Source organism: Shewanella pealeana ATCC 700345 (genome assembly GCF_000018285.1).
Taxonomy (GTDB): domain Bacteria; phylum Pseudomonadota; class Gammaproteobacteria; order Enterobacterales; family Shewanellaceae; genus Shewanella; species Shewanella pealeana.
The window spans coordinates 2,405,141-2,426,236 of record NC_009901.1 but is presented as its reverse complement, the minus strand read 5'-3'; the positions used below and the strand labels follow the sequence as shown (position 1 = coordinate 2,426,236).

Sequence of the window (21,096 nt, the reverse complement as noted above, 5' to 3'; positions counted from 1 at the left end):
CTTTATCCTGAGTATGAACTTACCAATATACTAAGATTAACAAACTCGCACTTTAATGACCCAATAAAATTTGGCAATACCTGTAAAACCAGCTTGAAAAACACTGTAAAGTCGTTAACTTAGTGTTAAATCATATGCAGCAGTTCAATGTCATCTGAGAAAGCTAAAAATAATTTGAGTAAACCCAAGCTTTATTGCCGTTTTTAAGGGATTAAGATTGATTAGCATTAGAGGTTTCGCAATAACGGATAGACAGTTAATCAGACCAGATATCATCTGTATGGTGAAGACGCGCCCGCTGTTTACCCTCTTGCTAGTTTGCAGCCCTTGTGCAGCTCAAGATCTTGAGCCACGTAGCTATACTAACATCCCAATAGGAATGCATTTTTTGGCAGCCGGAGTCGTTCATTCTGAAGGCAATCTATCCCCTGCCCCTAGTGCGCCAATTAAAAATGCCAACCTAAGCATTAATGCCGCAGTTATCGGCTACGCCCATACTTTTGACCTCTCTGGCAGCTCTTCAAAAGTTGACCTATCGACTACTCGGGTCTGTTATCAAGGTAGCGCTGAATTCAATGGTCAACAACTCAATGCCGATCGCTGCGGATATGGCGATCCATCGATAAGAGTCACTTGGAATTTCTTCGGTGCGCCTGCATTACAAGCAAAGGATTTCTCCCAATGGCAACAGGGTGTTGTCGTGGGTGCTAGCATGCAAGTTAGCGTGCCCATGGGCAGTTATGATGGAGATAAATTACTCAATGCTGGCAGTAATCGTTGGGTTTTCCGACCAGGTATAGGTATGTCACATAAGCTTGGACGCTGGTATTACGATGTTATTGCTTCGGTAAGACTATATGGCGATAACGATGATTTTTTTAATGACACCAAATTAGAACAAAAACCTCAGTTTACACTGCAAGGTCACCTTATCTATAACATTAGCCGAGGCCACTGGATTTCATTAAATGGCAATCTATTTTTTGGCGGTGAAACCAGTAAAGACAAAATAAACTCGCTAGATAAGCAGCGCAATTCTCGGTTCGGCATCACTTACTCTTTTCCTGTCAATGCCCAGCACAGTGTTAAGCTTTACGCCAACACCGGAGTCGTGACCCAAGTTGGCAATGATTTTGATACGCTAGGAGCCTTGTGGCAATACCGCTTTTAATGGCCATTAGTATAAAAATAACCTTCTTAATTAACCAGCCTCTCAGATACACGCGTAATAAAAACACAATAAAAAAGCTCAATAGCTTTAAGACTATTGAGCTTTAATCTTCAATTATAATAGTAACTAACTAGCAAAACCTATGGTCAGTCTTCTATTACTTTTGAAGTAATTTACTCTACATCATCGAAGTACCAATAACCCGCATTAACCCAGTCGGTCAATTGAGTCATCACAGCTTCATTTTCTAACCAAGTAGACATGTCTTCGAGGGTTAGCTGCTGTTGATTACAGAGCGCTTCAATCACCTCTGAACTGCCTTCTCCTAGTTCCACTTGCTCGCCATTAATGTACATGACACCAGACTCAAGACTGGTCGCGAAATAAAGACAACGTAGCCCGCCCAAACGAATTAACGGCTGCTCTGAGATGATTGCCTTTATATCGTCTAATTGGAAGCCTAATTGCTCTTCAGGTAGGTCTAATTCGCACTTAGATTGAGTCAGATAGCGACCACTGAATTCACTGATCAGTGTATCATCTAGCGTTTCGATGAGTTGCTGCTTGATACGTCCTAGATCTTGTTCATCGATTAAACCAGAATGTTGGCTCAAGCCACGATCGGGATCCGTGATCTGCTTAGTACCTTGTTCGTTATCGATTAGGTGATCGGCCAAAGCACTCACCATATCCTTCGCCGAAGCTGTTCGGTAACCAACAGAAAAGCTCATTGACGGCTCAAGTGTCACGCCATCATGAGGATACCCTGGCGGTAGATAGAGAATATCACCAGGCAAGAGTTCAACATCTATGATCGGGTCAAATGCTTCGGTATGCAGCAGTGCTGGATGCGCAGCAAACTCTTTATGAGGACCTAAGTCGCCTACACGCCATCGGCGACGCCCTGAACCTTGACAGATAAACACGTCATAAAGGTCAATATGCGGCCCAACTCCACCACCGGGAACCGCGTAGCTAACCATCACGTCATCTAAACGCCAGCGAGGTATAAAATCAAAGCATTTAAGTAAGTCTTCAGCTGCAGGAACCCAATTATTTAATGCCTGTACGATTAAGGTCCAATCCTTCTCGCCTAAATGCTCATAAGATTCAAATGGCCCAAACTCCGCCTGCCAGTCTCCCTTCTCTCGATAAACTCGACGAGACTCCACCATTTCATCACAAGCCAGCCCTGCCATCTCGTCAGGTGAGAGCAGATCTTGAAAGTTTTTAAATCCTTGACGGATCACTAGTGGTTTTTTTTGCCAGTATTCTTTGAGAAACTGCTCTGGTGTTAAACCATTGATATCTAATTGCATGTTATTAACTCACGTAAATTTGCGCAGATCTTAACAAATATTCGCTGAAAAAAATCACGGTGAGATCATGAAACATGCTTATTCTGTGCAGCTATGAATTAAGTAAGATATAGGCTGCATATTAAGATACAAAGCAGATTGACTGAAATGATGGGATGAATACAATACCAAGAAACAATACAGATGAATGATTAAATTGAGCTATAGCAATCCAATCTTATGCCGCCCAGCCGACACGGTTATCGTACTCGACTTCGAAACCACAGGTTTATCTCCAACTCAGGGCGATCGAGCGATTGAAATCGGTGCCGTAATGCTAAAAGATGGCAAAGTCGTCGATCGGTTTCAGCAATTAATGAATCCAGGCTTTCGGATCAGTGGTTTTATCGAAAGCTATACCGGGATCAGTAATGCTATGTTAGCCGATGCCCCCTCGTGTGAGGAGGTCATGGCACAATTTGCTGATTTTATCGGTGATTATAACTTGGTCGCCCACAATGCCTCTTTCGATCAACGTTTTTTGGATGCTGAACTTAAGCGCATAAACTGTCACTACCTTGGCCAATTTGCCTGTTCCATGCTTATTGCACGCAGGCTTTATCAAGCAGCTCCAAACCATAAACTCGGCAGCTTAGTGAGCTATAAGAATATCCAACATGACGGCGTGTTTCACCGCGCCCTAGCGGATAGTGAAATGACTGCTAGCCTCTGGCTAGCCATGCTTGAAGATCTACAGCAAGACTATCAATTACACAGCCCAGACTTTGGTCTACTACAAAGTATTGCTAAACAAACTAAAGCCAATATTAATCAATATCTACAACGCCAAGGCTGAACGATGTGTGTCCTGTATAACGCTTGTTATACAGGACATGTAAAAATCAGGCAGTAGTTTCTTTAACATACAGGCTTTGCTAGCTCCAAATGAATAAAATATCGGCTAGTGGCTTATACAAACATCAATAGCTGTGATCCCGCCGCTCTATAGTCCTAATTCATCGAGTAGATCATCGGCATCGCTGTTTTTTACATGGTGATGTTCTTGAACCTTGGTTGGTTGGGCACGCTTAGGCGTAGTTAACAACTGACCGTGCTCAGCAAGTAGTTCATCTAAGTCAAAATCCCCATCGACTTCAAATTCACTTAGCTTGATAAACTCAGTCTTGTCCATTGCAAACTCAAGGTAAAAAACATGGTTATTTTTAGTCTTAAACGACACTCGCCTTGCAACGGCTTCATTTAGATTAGTATCAATTGAAATAGTCAGTTCTTTATTAATGGTCAGCATTTTAGGCTGGCTTTGACTGATAGTGGTCTGTAATTCTTTACTAATTTTATTGATGAAATCACCTAAGATCTGATTCATCAGCTCGCCCATCACATTACCCACTTCATCTGAAGTATGTGAAAACGCAAGCTCAGATTCCGGCATCCCCATATTAAGCATGTATTCCCGGTAGATCTCTATTGCTGCTGGGGCCGAGAAATTGATCACTACTAGACCAGAAAACCCACCATCAAAAATTGAGAAACACCCCAAATCAGGTTTCAAGCAGGTACGTGTGATAGATTGCACCATACCAGCGTGGCTTACCTGGCTATGAGTTGTGCTAAATAGCACATGAGATACTGAGTGACACAGCTTTAATAAAATATCGTCAGTGGTTACAGATACTGTTGATTGCATAAGTTTAACCTTTAAAAAGTAGTCGGGACATATTGCCCCACCCAATTAACAAAACAAAGTAAAACAAGTAAACAAATTCACGAATTTGATGCATCTACACTTTACCTTGGCCCACTTTTTGGGCTAGATAATAGTATTAAACCGCTAATGCAGCACAAAAGACTTAACTTTAAGCTGTTACAAGATAGATATTTCAAGTCTTATCATCCCAGGTGGTAAGTGGGCTCAAACACTAATCTGCAATGCCGACGCAAAACGACAGATACAGTTAACATTTTTAAAATAAACATAAACTTACTATTTCCCATCCTCATCATTAAGGTTAAGTTTAAACAATGTTATCGTAAACAGAGCAACACAGAATATGATCGCCCTCTTAAGACAGTTTACAATTCTACAACGTCTAATTTTAATGCTAATGCTAGCCGCTATCGGTACCGTTTGCTTTGCCAGTTTTTCGATCAATGAACAGTACAACAACCTTATCGCTCAAAAATGGCTTCAAAACGATGCCCAAATCAACACGGCCGTCAGCATTATCGAAGCTCATAACAAACAAGTTGAAGATCTCAACCTCACTCTCGTTAACGCCAAACAAGCTGCAGCTTATCTAATTAATCAAATACATTTTGGCAACGATGGCTATTTCATCATATTAGATGAACAGCGCAATATTATCGCCCACGGCGCCGACGCTAGTGCCATTAACCAAAATGCCACCACACTCTTTAGTTCTCAAGACCCCGTCAACCTCGAGACTTTAGTTAGCGCAGCTGCCCATCAACCTGTTGCCAAGTCGCAAATTAACTTCCCCAATCCGAGTAGCGGTCAGTTGGAGCCCAAGCTCGTTGAAGCCAGACAATACGCCCCCTGGGACTGGACTATTATTACTGGCAGCTATATGAGCGATGTGAGTGATGTGATGTATTCGATGGCTTTCGATTACCTCGCAATCATGTTGATGATCTCAATTCCCATCTTTCTTTTTTTCCTAGTGCTTAACATTTCCATAACCGCCCCGCTAAAAGAAGCGATTACGGCGATGAAAGACATAGCGCAAGGAGAAGGTGATTTAACCCAAAAGCTGCCAACAAAAGGCAAAGATGAAGTAGCAGAATTGGCCCAAGCCTTCAATTTATTTGTGTTGAAAATTAGGGATATGGTCGCCCAGCTACAACCAATAGGCCAAAGTTTGGATAAAGATGCTATCGGGTTACTCACTGCAGTTGAGGAGTCAAACAGTAGTGTCGAGCATCTACACCAACAAACGTCAAGCGTAGCGACGGCAATTAACCAGATGCTATCGACGACTCAAGAAATGGCCACCAGTACCAACCAAGCAGCTGATGCCGCGAATAGCGTAAAGCACCAAGCTCAGCAAAGTATGTCAATGATGGACTCGACACTCGACAATGTGCAGCATCTTGCAGATGAGCTACAGCATGCTCAGCAGCTCACCCATGCCCTTGGTCAATCATCGCTACAGATAGGCAGTATCCTTGATGTGATCCGCGCAATAGCCGAACAAACCAATCTACTTGCCCTCAATGCCGCTATCGAAGCTGCGCGTGCGGGAGCTCATGGCCGCGGTTTTGCCGTCGTAGCCGATGAGGTGCGTGCCTTAGCGACACGTACACAAGACTCCACCAACGAAATTCAAAATATCATCAAAGATATTCAATCGGGCGTAAATCTTGTGGTGGCCAGTAACGAGCAAAATCAACATCAATCACAACAAGTCCAGACCCAAGCAAAGGATGTCAGCGATTCATTGGCCGATATCCTTAACTTAATTGCTCATATCAGTGATATGAATACCCAACTCGCCAGTGCAACCGAAGAGCAATCGATTGTCACAGAGGAGATCAATCGCAACATTTGCACCATTACAGAATTAACAGAAGTGTCGGTAAAAGCTAATGAAAGTAACCACAGTGCAGCGATTTCTCTTCAATCGATCAGTAAAGACTGCTCGCAAACATTAGGCCAGTTTAAAGTTAACTAGCGCCCAGTCAGACTTTAGCTCGAGGGCGACATTGCCCCTCGCGCTATCGGTCTTTTATGGTAAGCTAAATTCACTAATGGAATTTATCTAAGAGTGAATTTATGGCTCATATGACACTGGCAATTCACCCCGAGCTGTACACTATCCATAGCTTTTCATCTGAAAGCATCATCCCTGCAGATATTTTTCAACAAGAGATGTTCTTTATCGGCAAAACTAAGGACGAGATCTCGGTAGTTGTCTCCTCCACGCTCGTTTTAGATAGCATTGAACAAGAGGAAGATTGGCGCTGCCTTGAAGTCCTCGGCCCTTTAGGATTTTCAATGACAGGAATTCTAGCCAATGTCTCCGGCACTCTTGCCGATAAACAAATCAGTATCTTTGCAATTTCTACCTTTGATACTGACTATATTCTGGTGAAAAAAGATACCTTAACCGAAGCCACCAAAGCACTCAAAAAGAAAAACTACCAAATCATTGATTATTAGTCCCATTGTTCTTAGATTAACTACTCTTGGGTAGAAAATACCATTTGGTTGATAACTAACACCTATGAGTCTCGCGATGATGTATGAAAAAGTAGTAACCATTACCGCTAAACACGGGATCCACACCCGTCCAGCCGCACTTTTGGTAAAAAAAGCAAAGTCTTTCGAATGCAGTATCATCGTAGAGTGCGACGGCAAGCAGGCCAGCGCAAAGAGTCTATTTAAACTGCAAACATTAGGACTTTATTATGGCGTATCGGTACGAGTCATTGCCGAGGGGGAACACGCTGATCAAGCGGTTGAAGAAGTGTCTGAATTACTCATTACATTAAGTTAGGAGACTTGTTATGTCGATTACGGGAATCGTTGTTTCATCGGGTATAGCTTTCGGACAAGCCCTACATCTTAACTTACAGCACCAGAAAATCGATTATCGTGTTATCCCATTAGCCCAAGTCCCCATTGAAATTGAAAGCCTCAAAACAGCTTTTGAGCAACAAAAGCAACATTTAACTCAAGGCCTCGCAAAATTAGATCCAAGCACAAGCCATTTTGAACTCATTGAGGCAGACATCCTCATTCTCGATGATGAAGAATTGCTAGCCCAAATTAAAGACGCTATCTCAAAGTTACAGATCAGAGCAGCTGCGGCCATTGAGCGGATCTTTACTTATCAAGCATCAGAATTAGAGCAGTTAGATGATCCCTATTTAGCCAATCGAGCCGAAGATATATTGTGCTTGAGTAGCCGCCTTATCGCGCGCTTACACGGCGCCCAACATCTGGACTTAAGCCAGCTAAATCAAGATACCATTATCTTCGCTCATGACTTAACACCAGCAGAGTTTGCCATGTTGCCTCTTAAGCATATTAAGGGCTTAGTGCTCAATACTGGTGGCATAACGAGTCATACAGCCATTCTAGCTCGAAGTGCAGGGATCCCTGCGTTGCTTAGTTGCCAATTTGACGGCGAGCAGATCAAAAATGGTACCCAAGTTGTTCTTAACGCTATCGAAGGTGAGCTCGTCATTAAGCCAAGTCCTGAACATCTAGCTCAACTATATAGGCTGCAGCAACAAGATATTGAACGTAAGCAACAGTTATTGACCCTTAAAGATCTACCTACTGAGACTTTAGACGCTCATCAGGTTTCATTATTGGCAAACGTTGGTAGCTTAAATGAAATTAGCCATTTGGCCGATGTAGGTGCGGAGGGAATTGGTCTGTTTCGTACTGAATTTATGTTAATGAACACCAGTATCCTTCCTGATGAGAAAACCCAGTATCACTTCTATTGTGATGCGCTGCATTTAATGGCTGGAAAAACCTTTACCATACGAACCTTAGATGTCGGCGCAGATAAAGAGCTACCTTGCTTAACGCCACTGGTAGAAGACAATCCCGCATTAGGCATGAGAGGTATTCGCTATAGTTTGGCCAATCCTCAACTTTTTATCACCCAAGTGAAAGCTATTTTACGGGCAGCAAATCATGGCCCAATCCGACTGATGTTCCCAATGATCAATCAGGTCGAAGAGCTAGAAGCATTATTTGACTTAATTGAGGCCTGTAAGCTCCAGCTAATTGAGGAAGAAAAAGGCTTCGGACAGTTAAGCTATGGCATAGTCGTAGAGACGCCGGCAGCAGTACTAAACCTTGAATCCATGCTACCGCAACTGGATTTTATCAGTATAGGCACCAACGATCTCACCCAGTACACTATGGCTGCGGATCGGACAAATCCTTCACTCACAAGCGAGTACCCTTCGCTTTCACCAGCAGTATTGCACCTTATTAAAACAACGATAGATCTTGCTCAGCAACACCAAGTCAAGGTTTCACTCTGCGGAGAATTAGCCAGCGAGCCTAAAGTTGCTCCTTTACTAGTAGGTATGGGGATCGATGAGCTAAGCGTTAATTTAAGTTCATTGTTAGAGGTAAAATCTGCAATCCGTGATATAAGTTATCAAACCTGTCTAGCACTTGCGAAACATGCAATTAAAATAAAAAGAATCGAAGAATTAAATATTTACATTAATGGTCTCAACTGATCTCGATATAATGGCTATAGCCTTTATCAAATACAAATCAACATACCTAAGAGGCACAAGATAGATGGGATTTTTAAGCCGCATTAGACGCCTAATTTCAGGACAAACAGATATCGCCGGCGTAGTGAATGTCTATGCCCCCGTTTCCGGCAAAATTATTGCCGTTGAAAAAGTACCCGACGCCGTTTTTTCCGAGAAAATTGTCGGTGACGGTTTAGCCATCGCGCCAAAAGGTCAACTCATTCTAGCTCCAATTGATGGCACAATCGGGAAAATATTTGAGACCAATCACGCATTTAGTATCGAATCTAATCAAGGTCTTGAGATATTTGTTCACTTTGGTATTGGCACTGTTGAACTCAGAGGGAATGGGTTTAAACGCCTTGCCGAAGAGGGCCAAGAAGTAAAGGTTGGCGACCCGATTTTGGAATTCGATCTTGATTATTTAACTGAGCATGCCGATAGCCTATTGACGCCTGTACTCATCGCCAATATGGAAGACATACAAGGATTAGACAAGAAGCAAGGTAACGTAGAAGCTGGTAAAGACGTTATCTTCTCTGTCATGCTATAGCCTTGTAACTGCATAATAGTCATTTCTAGTTCTGATGAAAATATGCTCCATGACTGCAAAAGCTATTGAATAACATTCAACAAACACCTTGTGGTGTTAGTTCGCTCTTGAGCCGACTTAAAAGCAATGCCACAATGCGTGCAACTTATAAAAACAGATTGGAGTACCCTTTGACACTCTTTGGAATAAAGAATTGCGATACTGTTCGTAAGGCACGTAAATGGCTTGAAGCAAATCAACTGGAAGTCACTTTTCATGATTTTCGTGAAGATGGACTCAGCACAGAGCAGATTGAGCAATGGGTAGCGGCCGTTGGTTGGGAAGCATTATTTAATAAACGTAGCACCAGCTTTAGAAATCTAACCGATACTGAAAAAAGCGACCTCAGCCAGAATAAGGCTATCGCGCTTATGGCGCTTTATCCTACCTTGATCAAGCGCCCTGTTTTGGTGTCAAACGGTCAGGTCCAAGTTGGATTCAAAGAAGCTGACTATCGTGTGTGGTTTAATCTATGAGCCAACTCCAAGAATCTGCGGTACTTAGCCTAGCAAAAGATCTTATTTCTCGTCCTTCCGTGACACCTTTAGATGAAGGCTGTCAATCGCTTATGGCTGAGCGACTGAGTCAAGCGGGTTTTGAAATCGAATCTATGGTATTTGATGATACCACCAATATGTGGGCTCGAAGGGGCACTCAGTCTCCAGTCTTTTGTTTTGCAGGGCATACTGATGTCGTTCCAGTTGGAGATCTCAACCGCTGGCACACTCCGCCATTTGAGCCTGTGGTGATTGATGATTACCTTCATGGTCGCGGCGCTGCCGATATGAAAGGCTCCTTAGCTGCAATGCTTGTTGCAACTGAGCGCTTCGTTAACAAACATCCAGACCACCAAGGTTCTATCGCCTTTCTTATTACCAGTGATGAAGAAGGGCCTTTCATTAATGGCACCACACGCGTTATCGATACCCTCGAAGCGCGTAATGAAAAGATCACTTGGTCATTAGTTGGCGAGCCTTCGTCGACCCATAAACTGGGTGATATTGTAAAAAATGGCCGCCGAGGCAGCCTCACCGGTAACTTAACGGTTAAAGGGATCCAAGGTCATGTTGCCTACCCTCACCTAGCTGATAATCCCATTCATAAGGCTGCTCCTGCATTAGACGAGTTAGCTCGCATGAAATGGGATAACGGTAATGAATTCTTCCCGCCAACCAGTTTTCAAATAGCCAATATCAATGGCGGTACGGGTGCCTCGAATGTGATCCCTGGTGCGTTAGAAGTGATGTTCAATTTCCGTTACTCTACCGAAGTCACGGCTGAGATCTTGATAGAGCGCGTTTTAAACATTCTCGATGCGCACGGCTTAGACTACGATATTAGCTGGGTTTATAACGGATTACCTTTCTTAACCGGAGAAGGTCCATTATTGGAAGCCACAAAAGCTGCCATCAAGAAGGTAACAGGTACAGATACCGATCCACAGACATCGGGTGGCACCTCTGATGGTCGATTTATCGCACCAACTGGGGCCCAAGTCATCGAGGTCGGTCCGGTGAATGCTACGATTCATAAAGTTAACGAATGCGTTAAGGTCTCCGATCTTGAGCTACTCACCGACTGTTATGAAGCCATTTTGGAAAATTTACTTTGCAAGTAACCCATAGCCATCTATATGGACTCAAACATCGAGGCTTAGTCGAGTGTCTAGGTCATTTTGTAGAGTCCAACACTGCCGCTGCATTTTTGAAAATGCAGCAAGCTGCAGCGGATGATGGTATCAATATTCAGATCTGCTCTGCTTATCGAGACTTCGATAAGCAGCAGTCTATCTGGAACGCTAAGGCCAGTGGTAAAAGGGTTCTGTTAAACAAAGAATCTCAACCTGTTTCCATAGAATCACTGTCTTCAAGTAGTTTGATTGATTTAATACTTATCTGGTCTGCTATACCCGGCATGTCTCGCCACCACTGGGGAACAGATATCGATGTTTTTGATGCAAATGAGATAAGCCGTCATGATTTACGCCTCATCTCCCAAGAATATCAAGCCAATGGCCCTTGTTTCCAATTAAGTCAGTGGTTAGACTCCTATGCTCAGCAATATGGGTTTTATCGACCCTATCAAGAGGCCTTGAGTGGCGTGAGTCCAGAACCTTGGCATTTGAGTTACTTTCCAATTTCTAACGACTATATAAATCATTACGATACCGAGTCGATTAAAGCAGTTATAAAGAACTCATCGATTTTACATAAAGACGCAATACTAAAGCGAATCGACGCCCTCGTTAACGAATATGTTTTCCGAGTCGCTCCCATACCTGCGCCATAACGGCCACTCTACTACCAAATTTCTTCACAAATATTTAGAGATAACACTGTGAACATAACCGAAATAACAACGAATTTTGCAGCAACTCTTGCATCGAATAGAAAAGAGCTAATCATTGAAGGCAGCACACTCAGTTACCTAGACATTGGACAAGGTCCAGTCTTATTAATGGGTCATAGTTACCTCTGGGATAGTGAGATATGGGCGCCTCAGATCGAACACTTAAGCCAAAGTTACCGCTGTATTGTTCCAGAACTTTGGGGCCACGGTTTTTCCGGCTCATTACCCGCTAGCTGCCGTAACCTACGTGATATCGCCAATAATATGCTTGAGCTTATGGATGCACTGAACATAGAGAAATTCTCAGTAATTGGTCTATCAGTCGGCGCTATGTGGGGCGCAGAGCTTGCTCTTAAGGCACCAGAACGAGTGCAAAGCCTCGTCATGCTGGGAAGCTTTATCGGTTATGAGCCTGAGATCACCCGTGATAAATATTATGCCATGCTGGATGTGATAAAGGCAGAGCAAAGCGTCTCAGCTAAAATCATCGATACCATCACGCCACTCTTTTTTGCAACTCAGCCTAATCCAAACCTAGTTGAGCTATTCAAGAAAAAGCTCAATCATTTTGATAGCAGCAACGTCGACACCCTTTATCAAATGGGCAGAATGATTTTTGGTCGTCGAGATACCATGGATGATGTCCATTTACTTACTCTTCCCTGCTTAATCATGACTGGGGTTGAAGACAAAGCGCGTACCGTACTCGAAGGATATCTAATGCACGACGCTATTGATGCGAGTCAATATGTGCATATTCCAGAATGTGGACACATATCGACATTAGAACAAGCTGAGTTCGTCAATCAACAACTAGGTCAATTTTTAGCTGCACATCATTAATTATTTAAAAATGAGCAAAGTTCGCTCCCACTCTGTGCTTAGTCTCATTTCGACATTTCTTAGTCAGCCTAAGCACAAAGATTACTGCAGAGTTGACTCGTAACACAGACAACTTGGCGGCAACACTTTTAACAAACATTTAAGATTACTTCTCTATAGTACTGAATAGACCAGCAGAGCTAAGTTTCAGTGATAAACTTAGCCTGTATTGAGATTTTCTTAACTGACCGAATATAAGAGCAGAATGAAACTACTAAAACCGCTTTTTGAAAATAATCGCCGTTGGGCAGGCCGGATCTTAGAAGAAGATCCTCAATTCTTCGAACAGCTCGCTAAGCAACAGAGTCCTGAATACCTCTGGATAGGTTGCTCTGATAGTCGAGTCCCTTCTAATCAAATCATTGATTTGATGCCAGGCGAAGTATTTGTTCATCGAAACATTGCCAATATGGTTATCCATACCGATTTAAACTGTTTATCTGTTCTCCAGTATGCCGTTGAGGTGCTAAAAGTTAAGCACATCATGGTTGTTGGGCACTACGGCTGTGGTGGAATTAAAGCCTCGATGGGGAAAGAGCGACTTGGCCTTATCGATAACTGGCTCGGTCATATTCGTGACATTTATCGCTTACATAGAGCCGATCTTGACAATATGGATGAGTCTGAGCGTTTCGACCGTTTATGCGAATTAAATGTCATGGAACAAGTAGCAAATGTCACCGATACCACCATAGTTCAAGAGGCTTGGGCTCGTGGTCAAGATGTTGCCATTCATGGTTGGATTTATAGCGTAGAGAACGGTTTACTCTCCGATTTAGATGTTACCGTAAACAAAGATACGGAAAAAGAAAATAGCTAAGACGCTATTAACTCAATGCAACTTATTAAGGGCTAGCTCAGTCATTGTACTGAACTAGCCCTTTTCTCATCATGCTCATTGCGATTACGTTAACAAACATAACGAAAACAGTAAAAACTCTCGCGGTTAGCTTCACATCACAGTTATAATCGATTCTTTATTTAGTGTGGCCGAGCTCGATGGCGGTTCGCTCCTAGACTTAGCAAGGCTGTATCGCTGATGCTGACTATCCTAGGTGGAAGTGCAGAGTACCAAAGCTGGGATCTGATTAGAAATCCAGCAATCTACCATCTTGGTCTCCCAACAGTATCAGGTACAGGTGCAGAAGCATCACGTACTGCGGTATTATACCCAAGCTACCTCAAGATGCTCGTTTCAGAGCTCCCGTAGGATAGCTGAACAAGGCAGTGATTGAGGATAATGGTTATTCCCTTGTCGATATCACTAACGCAGTGCAGGTATTCTACGGGAACTCCCGCAGGGCATGGCGAGAAGCAACATTTTTCTGTGTTATGAAATATTGAATTACGACTGCATGGATGCAGAAGGTAGGGCGAAGCAGGATGCCAGAGCCGAGAATAACTAGTCCTACAATTTCATGCCTTGAACTCTGTCACTTCTCGACATGCTGAATCCTGCATCTTGAAGTTGTTTGGGTATATGTAGTCCAGTGCGATAGATTGGCTTAAACTCTGATCACACAGTATTGATCTGATCATTATGTATTCTAAACTGATGGCAGCTGTCCCAACAGAGCAATGGTTCTTTGTCGTGAAGTCTAAGAACATTTATAAGGATCTTCCTGACCAGACTATCGCTAAGATGGTAACCGTCACTAAACACATGAGCCCCTTATGGGATAATGTTTACGGTGAAGGCTGGGAAGAAAAAGTCACCGACGAAATGCTCACTCAGTTATTCCGTCGGTTCTAAACTCAGCATAGGCATAAAAATGGGCTTCATCTTAAGGCCCATGATATTTTCTTAAGTAGGTAAATTGAATGAATGTAACCTTATTAATCCCTGCGCGATATGGATCGAGTCGTTTTCCAGGTAAGCCATTGGCTCATATCAATGGTAAGCCAATGATCCAGCACGTTTACGAGCGTGCATCTTTAGCTAAAGGGCTTAAAGACATCTATGTCGCCACCGATGATGTGCGCATTAAAAACGCTGTAGAGAGTTTTGGTGGCAAGGTTGTTATGACAGGTGAAAATGCCGCATCTGGTACAGACCGTATCGATGAAGCTATTTCAATACTCGGCTTGGCTGATGATGACCTCGTCATTAATTTACAAGGTGATCAACCGCTTATCGACCCAATTGTTATTGAACAACTTGTAAGCGTGTGTGAACGCCATGCTGGTGAATTCGATATGGCGACGTTAGGCGTAGAGATAAAGGATGAAGCTCAGCTTAACGATCCAAACCATGTAAAAGTGGTATTCGATAATAACCATAACGCATTATACTTTTCTCGAGCGCGGATCCCTTTTGGCCGTGATACGAGCGACTACCCGGTATACAAGCACATAGGGATCTACGCCTATACTCGTAAATTTATTCAAACCTTTGCTAAGTTACCACTTGGTCGACTAGAAGAGTTAGAGAAGTTGGAACAACTTCGAGCGCTTGAGTACGGCTACAAAATCAAAGTTGCAATCAGCGCATTTGATTTCCCAGAAGTTGATACTCCTGAAGATATTCGAATCTGCGAAGCAAGACTTACCGTTGACTAATTGAGGATGAATGATGTCAGATCTTGAAGTCGGTTTATTGATTTTATTAGTGATCGGAGTGATTGCCAGTAATCTTGCGGTATTAAAGTACAGTGCAAAACACAAGATGACACAGTTTGGTAAGCATGATCACGGTAAAAAACAATCTGCAAAGGATGCTAAAGCTCCAAGCGGTGAAGATGCTAGCAATACCGATAACCAAGCTGAAAGTCCATCGAGTCACGACGACAAGACTGACACTGATAAGTCATAAGAACTCAGTGAATCATCCATAAAAAAGGCGCTGTCTGCGCCTTTTTACTTTTACATCCATTGCTAGTTAAGTAACAACCTCATCTTTTAACTCTTGCTCTAGCTGTTTGGCTATCGCCTGTGGCGAGCCGGTATTTCTGGCTAACAAAGAATAAGCGACTGGAATAACCAGTAGAGTGAAGAAGGTGGCCAAGGTGATCCCTGACAGCACGACGACACCAATAACGAAACGGGTTTCTGCGCCCGCCCCTTCAGAAAGCACTAAAGGAACGGCTCCAGCTGCAGTTGTAATACCCGTCATCAAGATAGGTCTGAGTCTCTGGCTCGACGCTTGGATAATTGCTTGCTGAAACTCAACCCCTTTATCTCTTAACTGGTTAGCGAATTCAACAATCAAGATACCATTCTTAGCAGCTAACCCCACCAGCATGATAATCCCTATCTGACTGTAGATATTCAAGCTTTGATCCGTTAACCATAAACCAATTAAGGCTCCCATTGTCGCTAAAGGCACCGTAAGCATGATAACTAGCGGGTGAACATAGCTTTCAAACTGCGCAGCTAACACTAAAAAAACAATCCCAAGCGCTAAAATAAACACAAAGTACATCGAATTACCTGAGTCTTGATAATCCAGTGATTGGCCCTTATAACTGACTATTGCCTCCGCAGGCAGGTATTCATGGGTCAAATCATTCAAGTAATCTAATGCTTCGCCTAAGCTGTATCCGTCGGCGAGGTTTGCTTCAATCGTGATAGCTCGCATACGGTTGTATCGGTTGAGCTGGCTCGCGTCTGCAAACTCCTCAATAGAAATAAGGTTAGATAAAGGGATGAGCTCCTTACTTCTCTCCGACCGCACATAGATGTTCTCTAAATCATTAGCCGTATTTTGATTATCTCGATTACCTTCAATAATCACATCGTACTCTTCACCATCTCTCATAAAGGTTGTGACCAAACGAGAGCCTAGCATCGACTCTAGCGTACGACCAATATGTGAAATAGAGACACCTAGGCTGGCTGCTCTGTCTTTATCTATCACCACTCTAAGCTGCGGTTTGGTCTCATTATAATCATGATCTAAGCCCACAAGATTGGGGTTCTCTTTGGCCTTTTCGATGATAATATCGCGCCATCTTGCTAACTCTTCATAACTTGGGCCACCTAATACAAACTGCACAGGCTTGCCAACTCCGCGGCCAAATGCTTGACGCATAACTGGAAATGCTCGAACGCCAGCCAAGTCTGATAGCCGCCCCCTTATATCACCGATGATCTCAAAAGCGCTGCGCCTCACCGCCCAATCTTCCAACACAATAATTGCCATACCGTTAGAGAAGTTTGCACTGCGGCCGAAACCACGAGGTGCACGGATCAACAGACGCTTTATCTCGCCAGCCTCAACCAATGGCATTAAGCGATTCTCAATTTCATCCATATAGGACTCAATGTATTCAAAGCTTGCCCCCTGAGGGCCATTTACAATCAGGAACATAGAGCCCCTATCTTCTCTTGGGGCGAACTCCTGAGGCACCTCTTTAGCCAGAAAAGCACTGCACACTAATGCCACTAAGATTAACGAAGAGACTAAAAATGGATGGCGCATCGCGCTCGTTAAAGTTGAGCGGTAATAGCCCGATAGCTTATCCATTCCCGAATCAATCTTACGTACCAACCAAGGATCTTCAGTAGACGGCTTAAGTACTTTTGAACACATCATAGGACTGAGTGTTAATGCCACAATGCTTGAGAAAATCACTGCTGCGCTCATGGCAACGGCAAACTCTTTAAAGAGCTTACCTAAATCACCTTCCAAGAAAGTAATAGGCATAAAAACGGCTACCAATACTAAGGTGGTTGCGACCACAGCAAATGCCACCTCTCTGGCGCCGAGATAAGCCGCCTTCAATGGCGAATCCCCCTCCTCTATTCGTCTGTGGATGTTTTCAAGCACCACAATCGCATCGTCGACGACCATACCGATAGCCAAGATCATCGCCAATAGAGTGAGTAAGTTAATGGTATAGCCTAGGGCAAACAGCACAATGAATGTCGCCATTAAGGATACTGGAACCGTTAATGCTGGAATTAACATGGCGCGCACGCTACCAAGAAACAGATAAATTACGACTATGACTAAAAACATCGCAATGAACAGGGTTTGGTATACCTCTTTAACTGACGCCTCGATAAATACCGAGCTGTCGTAAGAACGCTTTATCTCCATACCTGCTGGTAGGGTTGGATTAATTTGGTCGACCAATTTATTGGCGGCTCTTGCGACGTCTAAGGTGTTCGCCGTCGATTGCTTAGAGACTCCTAAGCCAATCATAGCTTCGCGGTTACCCCTAAAGGTAATACGCTCCTCTTCAGAGCCTATTTCCACCTTTGCCACATCGCCAAGTTTGACGAGGTAACCATCTTCGCCCTCAACCAATACCAAGTTAGCAAAATCATCGGAAGTCTTAAAACTTCGCTCTAAGCGTACAGTAAAGTGGCGCTCTTTCGATTCAACGCTACCTGCTGGCAGCTCGACGTTTTCTGAGCGAAGTGCCGCTTCAATATCGGCAACGGTTAAATTTCTCGCCGCAAGCGCCTGCCTGTCAATCCACACTCGCATTGCATAAACTTTACCGCCACCGAGGCGCATGTTAGCCACACCATCTATAACAGAAAAGCGATCAATCAAGTAACGTCTGGCGTAATCAGTCAATTGCAAAGTTGTCATCTGATCCGATACCAGATTTAACCACATGATCACTTCGTCTCCACCATTGGCCTTTTGAACTTCTGGTGGTTCAGCCTCTTCTGGAAGGTTGTTGAGTAAGCCCGATACTCTATCACGCACATCGTTAGCTGCGGCTTCAATGTCTCGCCCAACATCGAATTCTAGGGTTACATTTGAGCGGCCATCACTGCTCGATGAACTGATGTGCTTAATCCCCTCAACGCCACTGATCCGATCTTCTACTAGCTGAGTGATACGGCTTTCAACGACTGCGGCACTGGCACCGCGGTAATTAGTTTGAATTGAAACCACAGGAGGGTCGATATTGGGGTACTCTCTCAACGGCAGCTTTTCAAAGGCTACTAGGCCAAATATGATGAGCAGAATACTGATGACTGAAGCGAAGACCGGTCGCTTAACCGAAATATCAGTTAGGATCATGCCACTGGCTCCACACTCGCTTGCTTAAGAAAGCTAAAGCGCTCACTTAGGGTCACTTTTACTTTGTCCCCTGGACGGACTTTCAATAAACCACGAATTACGATTTGATCATTCAACATTACGCCATCCAAGATTTCGACCCAACCACGTTTGCGTAAACCTAAAGAGACCTGCTTTTGCTCTATCACACCTTCTTCATTCACCAAATAGACATAATGCCTGTCTTGGATTGGAATGATGGCTGATTCAGGGAGGATGAGCGCATCTCTACTGGTTTTGATCAACTTCACCTTCATCAACATTCCGGGTAGCAATCTTTGCTTTGGATTGGGGATCTCCGCTCTGACGATAACTGCGCGAGTCTTTGGATTTATTCGACTATCGATAGAAACGACTTTGCCGTTAAATATCTCCCCGTCGAATGCCACAGCGGTCGCTTCGACGGTTTTTCCTAATGCTAGAGCCTGTAAGAAGCGTTCGGGTACGGAAAAGTCCAATTTGATCACTGAGATATCATCTAAGGTCGTGATTGCATTGCCAGGGGTTACTAGTGCGCCAATACTCACTTGACGTAGGCCCAATGAACCAGAAAATGGAGCAGTAATCCTTCTATCTTTTAGGGCTGACTCTGCTTGAACTAATTCAGCTTTTGCTGTGTCGATAAGGGTTTGTAGGCGATCGCGCTCAAGTTCGGCAATAGTTTGACTCGTCACAAGCGTACGAATTCGCTCAAGTTCTCGCTGGTGATCTTTTACTTTTACTTTAGCTACCGTTACACGAGCAAGCTGCTCACGATCCTGCAATTGAACCAGTAATCGGCCTTTCTTAACCAGTTCACCATCATTAAAGTTCACTTGGGTAACCACTTCAGTTACTTTTGGAGTGACGGTAATCGATTCATTTGCCTTACTGGTACCGAGCGCCTCGACCTCATCACGAATAACTTGCATCGACGCCTTAGTTATCACCACATTCGGTGTCGGCCGCGCTCTTTTCACTTTTTCGCTGGGAGCTTGTTGTAAATAGAAATAGGCGCCGACGGCACCAAGCAAAGTAAGGAATATTATTATTTTTTTCATGATTGCCCTGACAGACTACGGTATCCAATTGTGTTTAGTTTACCTTGAGATAACTTAGCATCAATAGCTTTTACTTTTTCTTACAAATGACACACTTAAGTCACACTCGTGAAATAGCGTTCTAAATCAGCTTAATCTCATAGCTTTGGTATCACTCACGCAATTAGCGCATTTATATAGGGTTAAAGCGGGGATTAGTACCTTGAGAGAGTGGAATATGTTTTACAGTGGAAAGTACTTACAGTCGAAAGTTAACACACAGCAGTGATACTCATTGCGTAAATAGTAAAGAATCCGCCTTTTGAAGAAAGTGGTTTAGGGCTGAAAACAAAAAAGGAGCCTAAGGCTCCTTTTTATTTTTCGTCACGTGTTAACGCGTCTTACGATCTTCTTGCATTAACTCGGAGAAACCGTCATAAACTGCGCTAACAACTTCACTAGAAAGTGGTTCATTTTTCGCATTTAACAGATGGATCTCTGTTTTATTATCCGCTCCGTCTTTTAGCTCAATACGGTAAGAGCCAGCCTCGATAGGCAACTCTTTATCGCTCCATAATGAACTCCAGAACCCAGAGTCATCGGTAATATTGATATAAAGCAGCCCTTTATTGCTGTCCATATCGATGATCTCAAAACCCATCTCAGGTAATACAATGCGTAGACGATCCCAAGTGCGTTTAAACTTAGCGTCTGCCAACCAATATGCTTGCTCTTCGGCTTGAGCAATCAGATCGACATCGATACCTAAGCTTTGCTTAAGACGTTTAGCCTTAAGTGCCTTGGCACGCTCAATGCTGATATAGCTAATAGAGTCATTCAATCTATCAATCGTATAACGACGTTTATCTTCACCACTTAATAGGATGTCTTGCTGATCGCCGTCGAAACTTTCTTCATGTTCGATAAGATCTATGGTTAAGTTACCACTGCGACCATGTGGGCGCACATCGACATGATAGATGTAACGTTGCTTAAGCTTATAAACTTTATCGCCACCCCAAAAACTGGATTCGATGACCTGTTCACTTTCAATCCAATCGGTCTCAAGTGTGCCGTTCTCGTAATCTTCACTGCGAAGCGAAATCGACTTGCTAGCGAAATAATCTTTTAGGACATCAAAAAGTTCTTGTTTAAGATCGATATCGTTATCAATAGACTCAACAACGATTTTAATATTATCAGTCCCGTCTTCTACACGAGTACCTTCAGCCATTGGCAGTACCTGTAGAGGTGGACGAATATCTAAACTCTTACCGACTAAGCTTGCATCGGCTTTACTCCCTACAGCAGGAATATCGTATTCTTTACTGTATGTCGGCTTATGTAAGCCTTCAGGAATAACTAATTGTGGCTCAACTGTTAGATCTTGATAATTCTGATCAGTGTCGTTAGCTTGCCTTCTGTCAATTGGCGTACTACATGCCGTAACGGCTGCAACTAAAATCAGTGGTGATATTTGCTTTAGCATT

At 43.4% G+C, this 21,096-nt stretch carries 19 protein-coding genes and 2 pseudogenes; 16 read left to right on the top strand and 5 right to left on the bottom strand.

Features of this window, described 5'->3' with window-relative positions:
* Positions 1–217 precede the first annotated feature (217 nt).
* Positions 218–1,171: a transporter gene (locus SPEA_RS10490; RefSeq protein ID WP_223296585.1), complete on the top strand. Its 954-nt coding sequence runs from the start codon at positions 218–220 to the stop codon at positions 1,169–1,171.
* A 173-nt stretch (positions 1,172–1,344) separates the two neighbouring features.
* Here the strand turns inward: SPEA_RS10490 and SPEA_RS10485 are convergent, their stop codons facing one another.
* Positions 1,345–2,490 (bottom strand): ribosomal protein uL16 3-hydroxylase, encoded by a 1,146-nt coding sequence (locus SPEA_RS10485; RefSeq protein WP_012155236.1) that lies wholly within the window; start codon positions 2,488–2,490, stop codon positions 1,345–1,347.
* A 187-nt stretch (positions 2,491–2,677) separates the two neighbouring features.
* Here SPEA_RS10485 and SPEA_RS10480 point away from each other — a divergent pair, with 187 nt between their 5' ends.
* Positions 2,678–3,325 (top strand): 3'-5' exonuclease, encoded by a 648-nt coding sequence (locus SPEA_RS10480; RefSeq protein ID WP_012155235.1) that lies wholly within the window; start codon positions 2,678–2,680, stop codon positions 3,323–3,325.
* 147 nt (positions 3,326–3,472) lie between these two features.
* Here SPEA_RS10480 and SPEA_RS10475 read toward each other — a convergent pair whose 3' ends face one another.
* On the bottom strand, positions 3,473–4,177 hold the full coding sequence (locus SPEA_RS10475; protein WP_012155234.1) for a DUF3334 family protein: 705 nt from the start codon (positions 4,175–4,177) through the stop codon (positions 3,473–3,475).
* A gap of 364 nt (positions 4,178–4,541) precedes the next feature.
* Between SPEA_RS10475 and SPEA_RS10470 the strand changes: the two genes are divergently transcribed.
* The 14 genes and pseudogenes from SPEA_RS10470 (at position 4,542) to SPEA_RS10410 (ending at position 15,377) form a co-directional block, all read left to right on the top strand.
* Positions 4,542–6,182 carry a methyl-accepting chemotaxis protein gene (locus tag SPEA_RS10470; protein ID WP_012155233.1) on the top strand — a complete coding sequence of 547 codons (1,641 nt, stop codon included), beginning with the start codon at positions 4,542–4,544 and terminating at the stop codon, positions 6,180–6,182.
* Between the two features lie 101 nt (positions 6,183–6,283).
* Positions 6,284–6,670 carry an ACT domain-containing protein gene (locus SPEA_RS10465; RefSeq protein ID WP_012155232.1) on the top strand — a complete coding sequence of 129 codons (387 nt, stop codon included), beginning with the start codon at positions 6,284–6,286 and terminating at the stop codon, positions 6,668–6,670.
* Between the two features lie 79 nt (positions 6,671–6,749).
* Positions 6,750–7,007, top strand: a complete 258-nt coding sequence (locus SPEA_RS10460; protein ID WP_041411448.1) for an HPr family phosphocarrier protein — start codon at positions 6,750–6,752, stop codon at positions 7,005–7,007.
* Positions 7,008–7,017: 10 nt separating this feature from the next.
* Positions 7,018–8,721 (top strand): phosphoenolpyruvate--protein phosphotransferase, encoded by a 1,704-nt coding sequence (gene ptsP / locus SPEA_RS10455; RefSeq protein ID WP_012155230.1) that lies wholly within the window; start codon positions 7,018–7,020, stop codon positions 8,719–8,721.
* A 64-nt stretch (positions 8,722–8,785) separates the two neighbouring features.
* On the top strand, positions 8,786–9,295 hold the full coding sequence (gene crr / locus SPEA_RS10450) for a PTS glucose transporter subunit IIA (protein ID WP_012155229.1): 510 nt from the start codon (positions 8,786–8,788) through the stop codon (positions 9,293–9,295).
* Positions 9,296–9,465: 170 nt separating this feature from the next.
* Positions 9,466–9,810: an ArsC family reductase gene (locus tag SPEA_RS10445; protein ID WP_041411447.1), complete on the top strand. Its 345-nt coding sequence runs from the start codon at positions 9,466–9,468 to the stop codon at positions 9,808–9,810.
* Entirely contained in the window at positions 9,807–10,952 is a 1,146-nt protein-coding gene (gene dapE / locus SPEA_RS10440; protein ID WP_012155227.1) for a succinyl-diaminopimelate desuccinylase, read from the top strand. The genes SPEA_RS10445 and dapE overlap by 4 nt, the downstream gene beginning before the upstream one ends.
* On the top strand, positions 10,943–11,623 hold the full coding sequence (locus SPEA_RS10435) for a M15 family metallopeptidase (protein WP_041410919.1): 681 nt from the start codon (positions 10,943–10,945) through the stop codon (positions 11,621–11,623). The genes dapE and SPEA_RS10435 overlap by 10 nt, the downstream gene beginning before the upstream one ends.
* 48 nt (positions 11,624–11,671) lie before the next feature.
* A complete protein-coding gene (locus SPEA_RS10430) occupies positions 11,672–12,526 on the top strand; it encodes an alpha/beta fold hydrolase (protein WP_012155225.1) in 855 nt (284 codons plus the stop codon).
* A gap of 244 nt (positions 12,527–12,770) precedes the next feature.
* Positions 12,771–13,385, top strand: coding sequence for a carbonate dehydratase (gene can / locus SPEA_RS10425; RefSeq protein WP_012155224.1), 615 nt, complete (start codon positions 12,771–12,773; stop codon positions 13,383–13,385).
* A gap of 163 nt (positions 13,386–13,548) precedes the next feature.
* Positions 13,549–13,737 (top strand): annotated as a pseudogene (locus SPEA_RS22765) (iron-containing alcohol dehydrogenase); the annotation flags it as partial.
* Between the two features lie 428 nt (positions 13,738–14,165).
* A pseudogene (locus SPEA_RS10420) lies at positions 14,166–14,318 on the top strand (alcohol dehydrogenase); the annotation flags it as partial.
* Between the two features lie 68 nt (positions 14,319–14,386).
* Complete coding sequence (gene kdsB / locus SPEA_RS10415) at positions 14,387–15,124, top strand: 3-deoxy-manno-octulosonate cytidylyltransferase (RefSeq protein ID WP_012155223.1); 738 nt, start codon at positions 14,387–14,389, stop codon at positions 15,122–15,124.
* 13 nt (positions 15,125–15,137) lie between these two features.
* Entirely contained in the window at positions 15,138–15,377 is a 240-nt protein-coding gene (locus tag SPEA_RS10410) for a DUF2897 family protein (protein WP_012155222.1), read from the top strand.
* Positions 15,378–15,443: 66 nt separating this feature from the next.
* Here SPEA_RS10410 and SPEA_RS10405 read toward each other — a convergent pair whose 3' ends face one another.
* The 3 genes from SPEA_RS10405 to bamC form a co-directional block, all read right to left on the bottom strand.
* Positions 15,444–18,548 carry an efflux RND transporter permease subunit gene (locus SPEA_RS10405; protein ID WP_012155221.1) on the bottom strand — a complete coding sequence of 1,035 codons (3,105 nt, stop codon included), beginning with the start codon at positions 18,546–18,548 and terminating at the stop codon, positions 15,444–15,446.
* Positions 18,545–19,627 carry an efflux RND transporter periplasmic adaptor subunit gene (locus SPEA_RS10400; RefSeq protein WP_012155220.1) on the bottom strand — a complete coding sequence of 361 codons (1,083 nt, stop codon included), beginning with the start codon at positions 19,625–19,627 and terminating at the stop codon, positions 18,545–18,547. Before SPEA_RS10400 ends, SPEA_RS10405 begins: the two co-directional genes overlap by 4 nt.
* A gap of 370 nt (positions 19,628–19,997) precedes the next feature.
* A complete protein-coding gene (bamC, locus tag SPEA_RS10395; RefSeq protein ID WP_012155219.1) occupies positions 19,998–21,095 on the bottom strand; it encodes an NlpB/DapX family lipoprotein in 1,098 nt (365 codons plus the stop codon).
* Between the last annotated feature and the right edge of the window lies 1 nt (position 21,096).

Excerpts from the sequence above, each read along its gene's own strand:
- SPEA_RS10485 (WP_012155236.1), bottom strand. The coding sequence starts at position 2,490 with ATGCAATTAGATATCAATGGTTTAACACCAGAGCAGTTTCTCAAAGAA.
- SPEA_RS10405 (WP_012155221.1), bottom strand. The coding sequence starts at position 18,548 with ATGATCCTAACTGATATTTCGGTTAAGCGACCGGTCTTCGCTTCAGTC.
- SPEA_RS10400 (WP_012155220.1), bottom strand. The coding sequence starts at position 19,627 with ATGAAAAAAATAATAATATTCCTTACTTTGCTTGGTGCCGTCGGCGCC.
- kdsB (WP_012155223.1), top strand. The coding sequence starts at position 14,387 with ATGAATGTAACCTTATTAATCCCTGCGCGATATGGATCGAGTCGTTTT.
- dapE (WP_012155227.1), top strand. The coding sequence starts at position 9,807 with ATGAGCCAACTCCAAGAATCTGCGGTACTTAGCCTAGCAAAAGATCTT.
- SPEA_RS10475 (WP_012155234.1), bottom strand. The coding sequence starts at position 4,177 with ATGCAATCAACAGTATCTGTAACCACTGACGATATTTTATTAAAGCTG.
- can (WP_012155224.1), top strand. The coding sequence starts at position 12,771 with ATGAAACTACTAAAACCGCTTTTTGAAAATAATCGCCGTTGGGCAGGC.
- bamC (WP_012155219.1), bottom strand. The coding sequence starts at position 21,095 with ATGCTAAAGCAAATATCACCACTGATTTTAGTTGCAGCCGTTACGGCA.
- SPEA_RS10410 (WP_012155222.1), top strand. The coding sequence starts at position 15,138 with ATGTCAGATCTTGAAGTCGGTTTATTGATTTTATTAGTGATCGGAGTG.
- SPEA_RS10460 (WP_041411448.1), top strand. The coding sequence starts at position 6,750 with ATGTATGAAAAAGTAGTAACCATTACCGCTAAACACGGGATCCACACC.
- SPEA_RS10465 (WP_012155232.1), top strand. The coding sequence starts at position 6,284 with ATGGCTCATATGACACTGGCAATTCACCCCGAGCTGTACACTATCCAT.
- SPEA_RS10470 (WP_012155233.1), top strand. The coding sequence starts at position 4,542 with ATGATCGCCCTCTTAAGACAGTTTACAATTCTACAACGTCTAATTTTA.
- ptsP (WP_012155230.1), top strand. The coding sequence starts at position 7,018 with ATGTCGATTACGGGAATCGTTGTTTCATCGGGTATAGCTTTCGGACAA.
- crr (WP_012155229.1), top strand. The coding sequence starts at position 8,786 with ATGGGATTTTTAAGCCGCATTAGACGCCTAATTTCAGGACAAACAGAT.
- SPEA_RS10480 (WP_012155235.1), top strand. The coding sequence starts at position 2,678 with ATGATTAAATTGAGCTATAGCAATCCAATCTTATGCCGCCCAGCCGAC.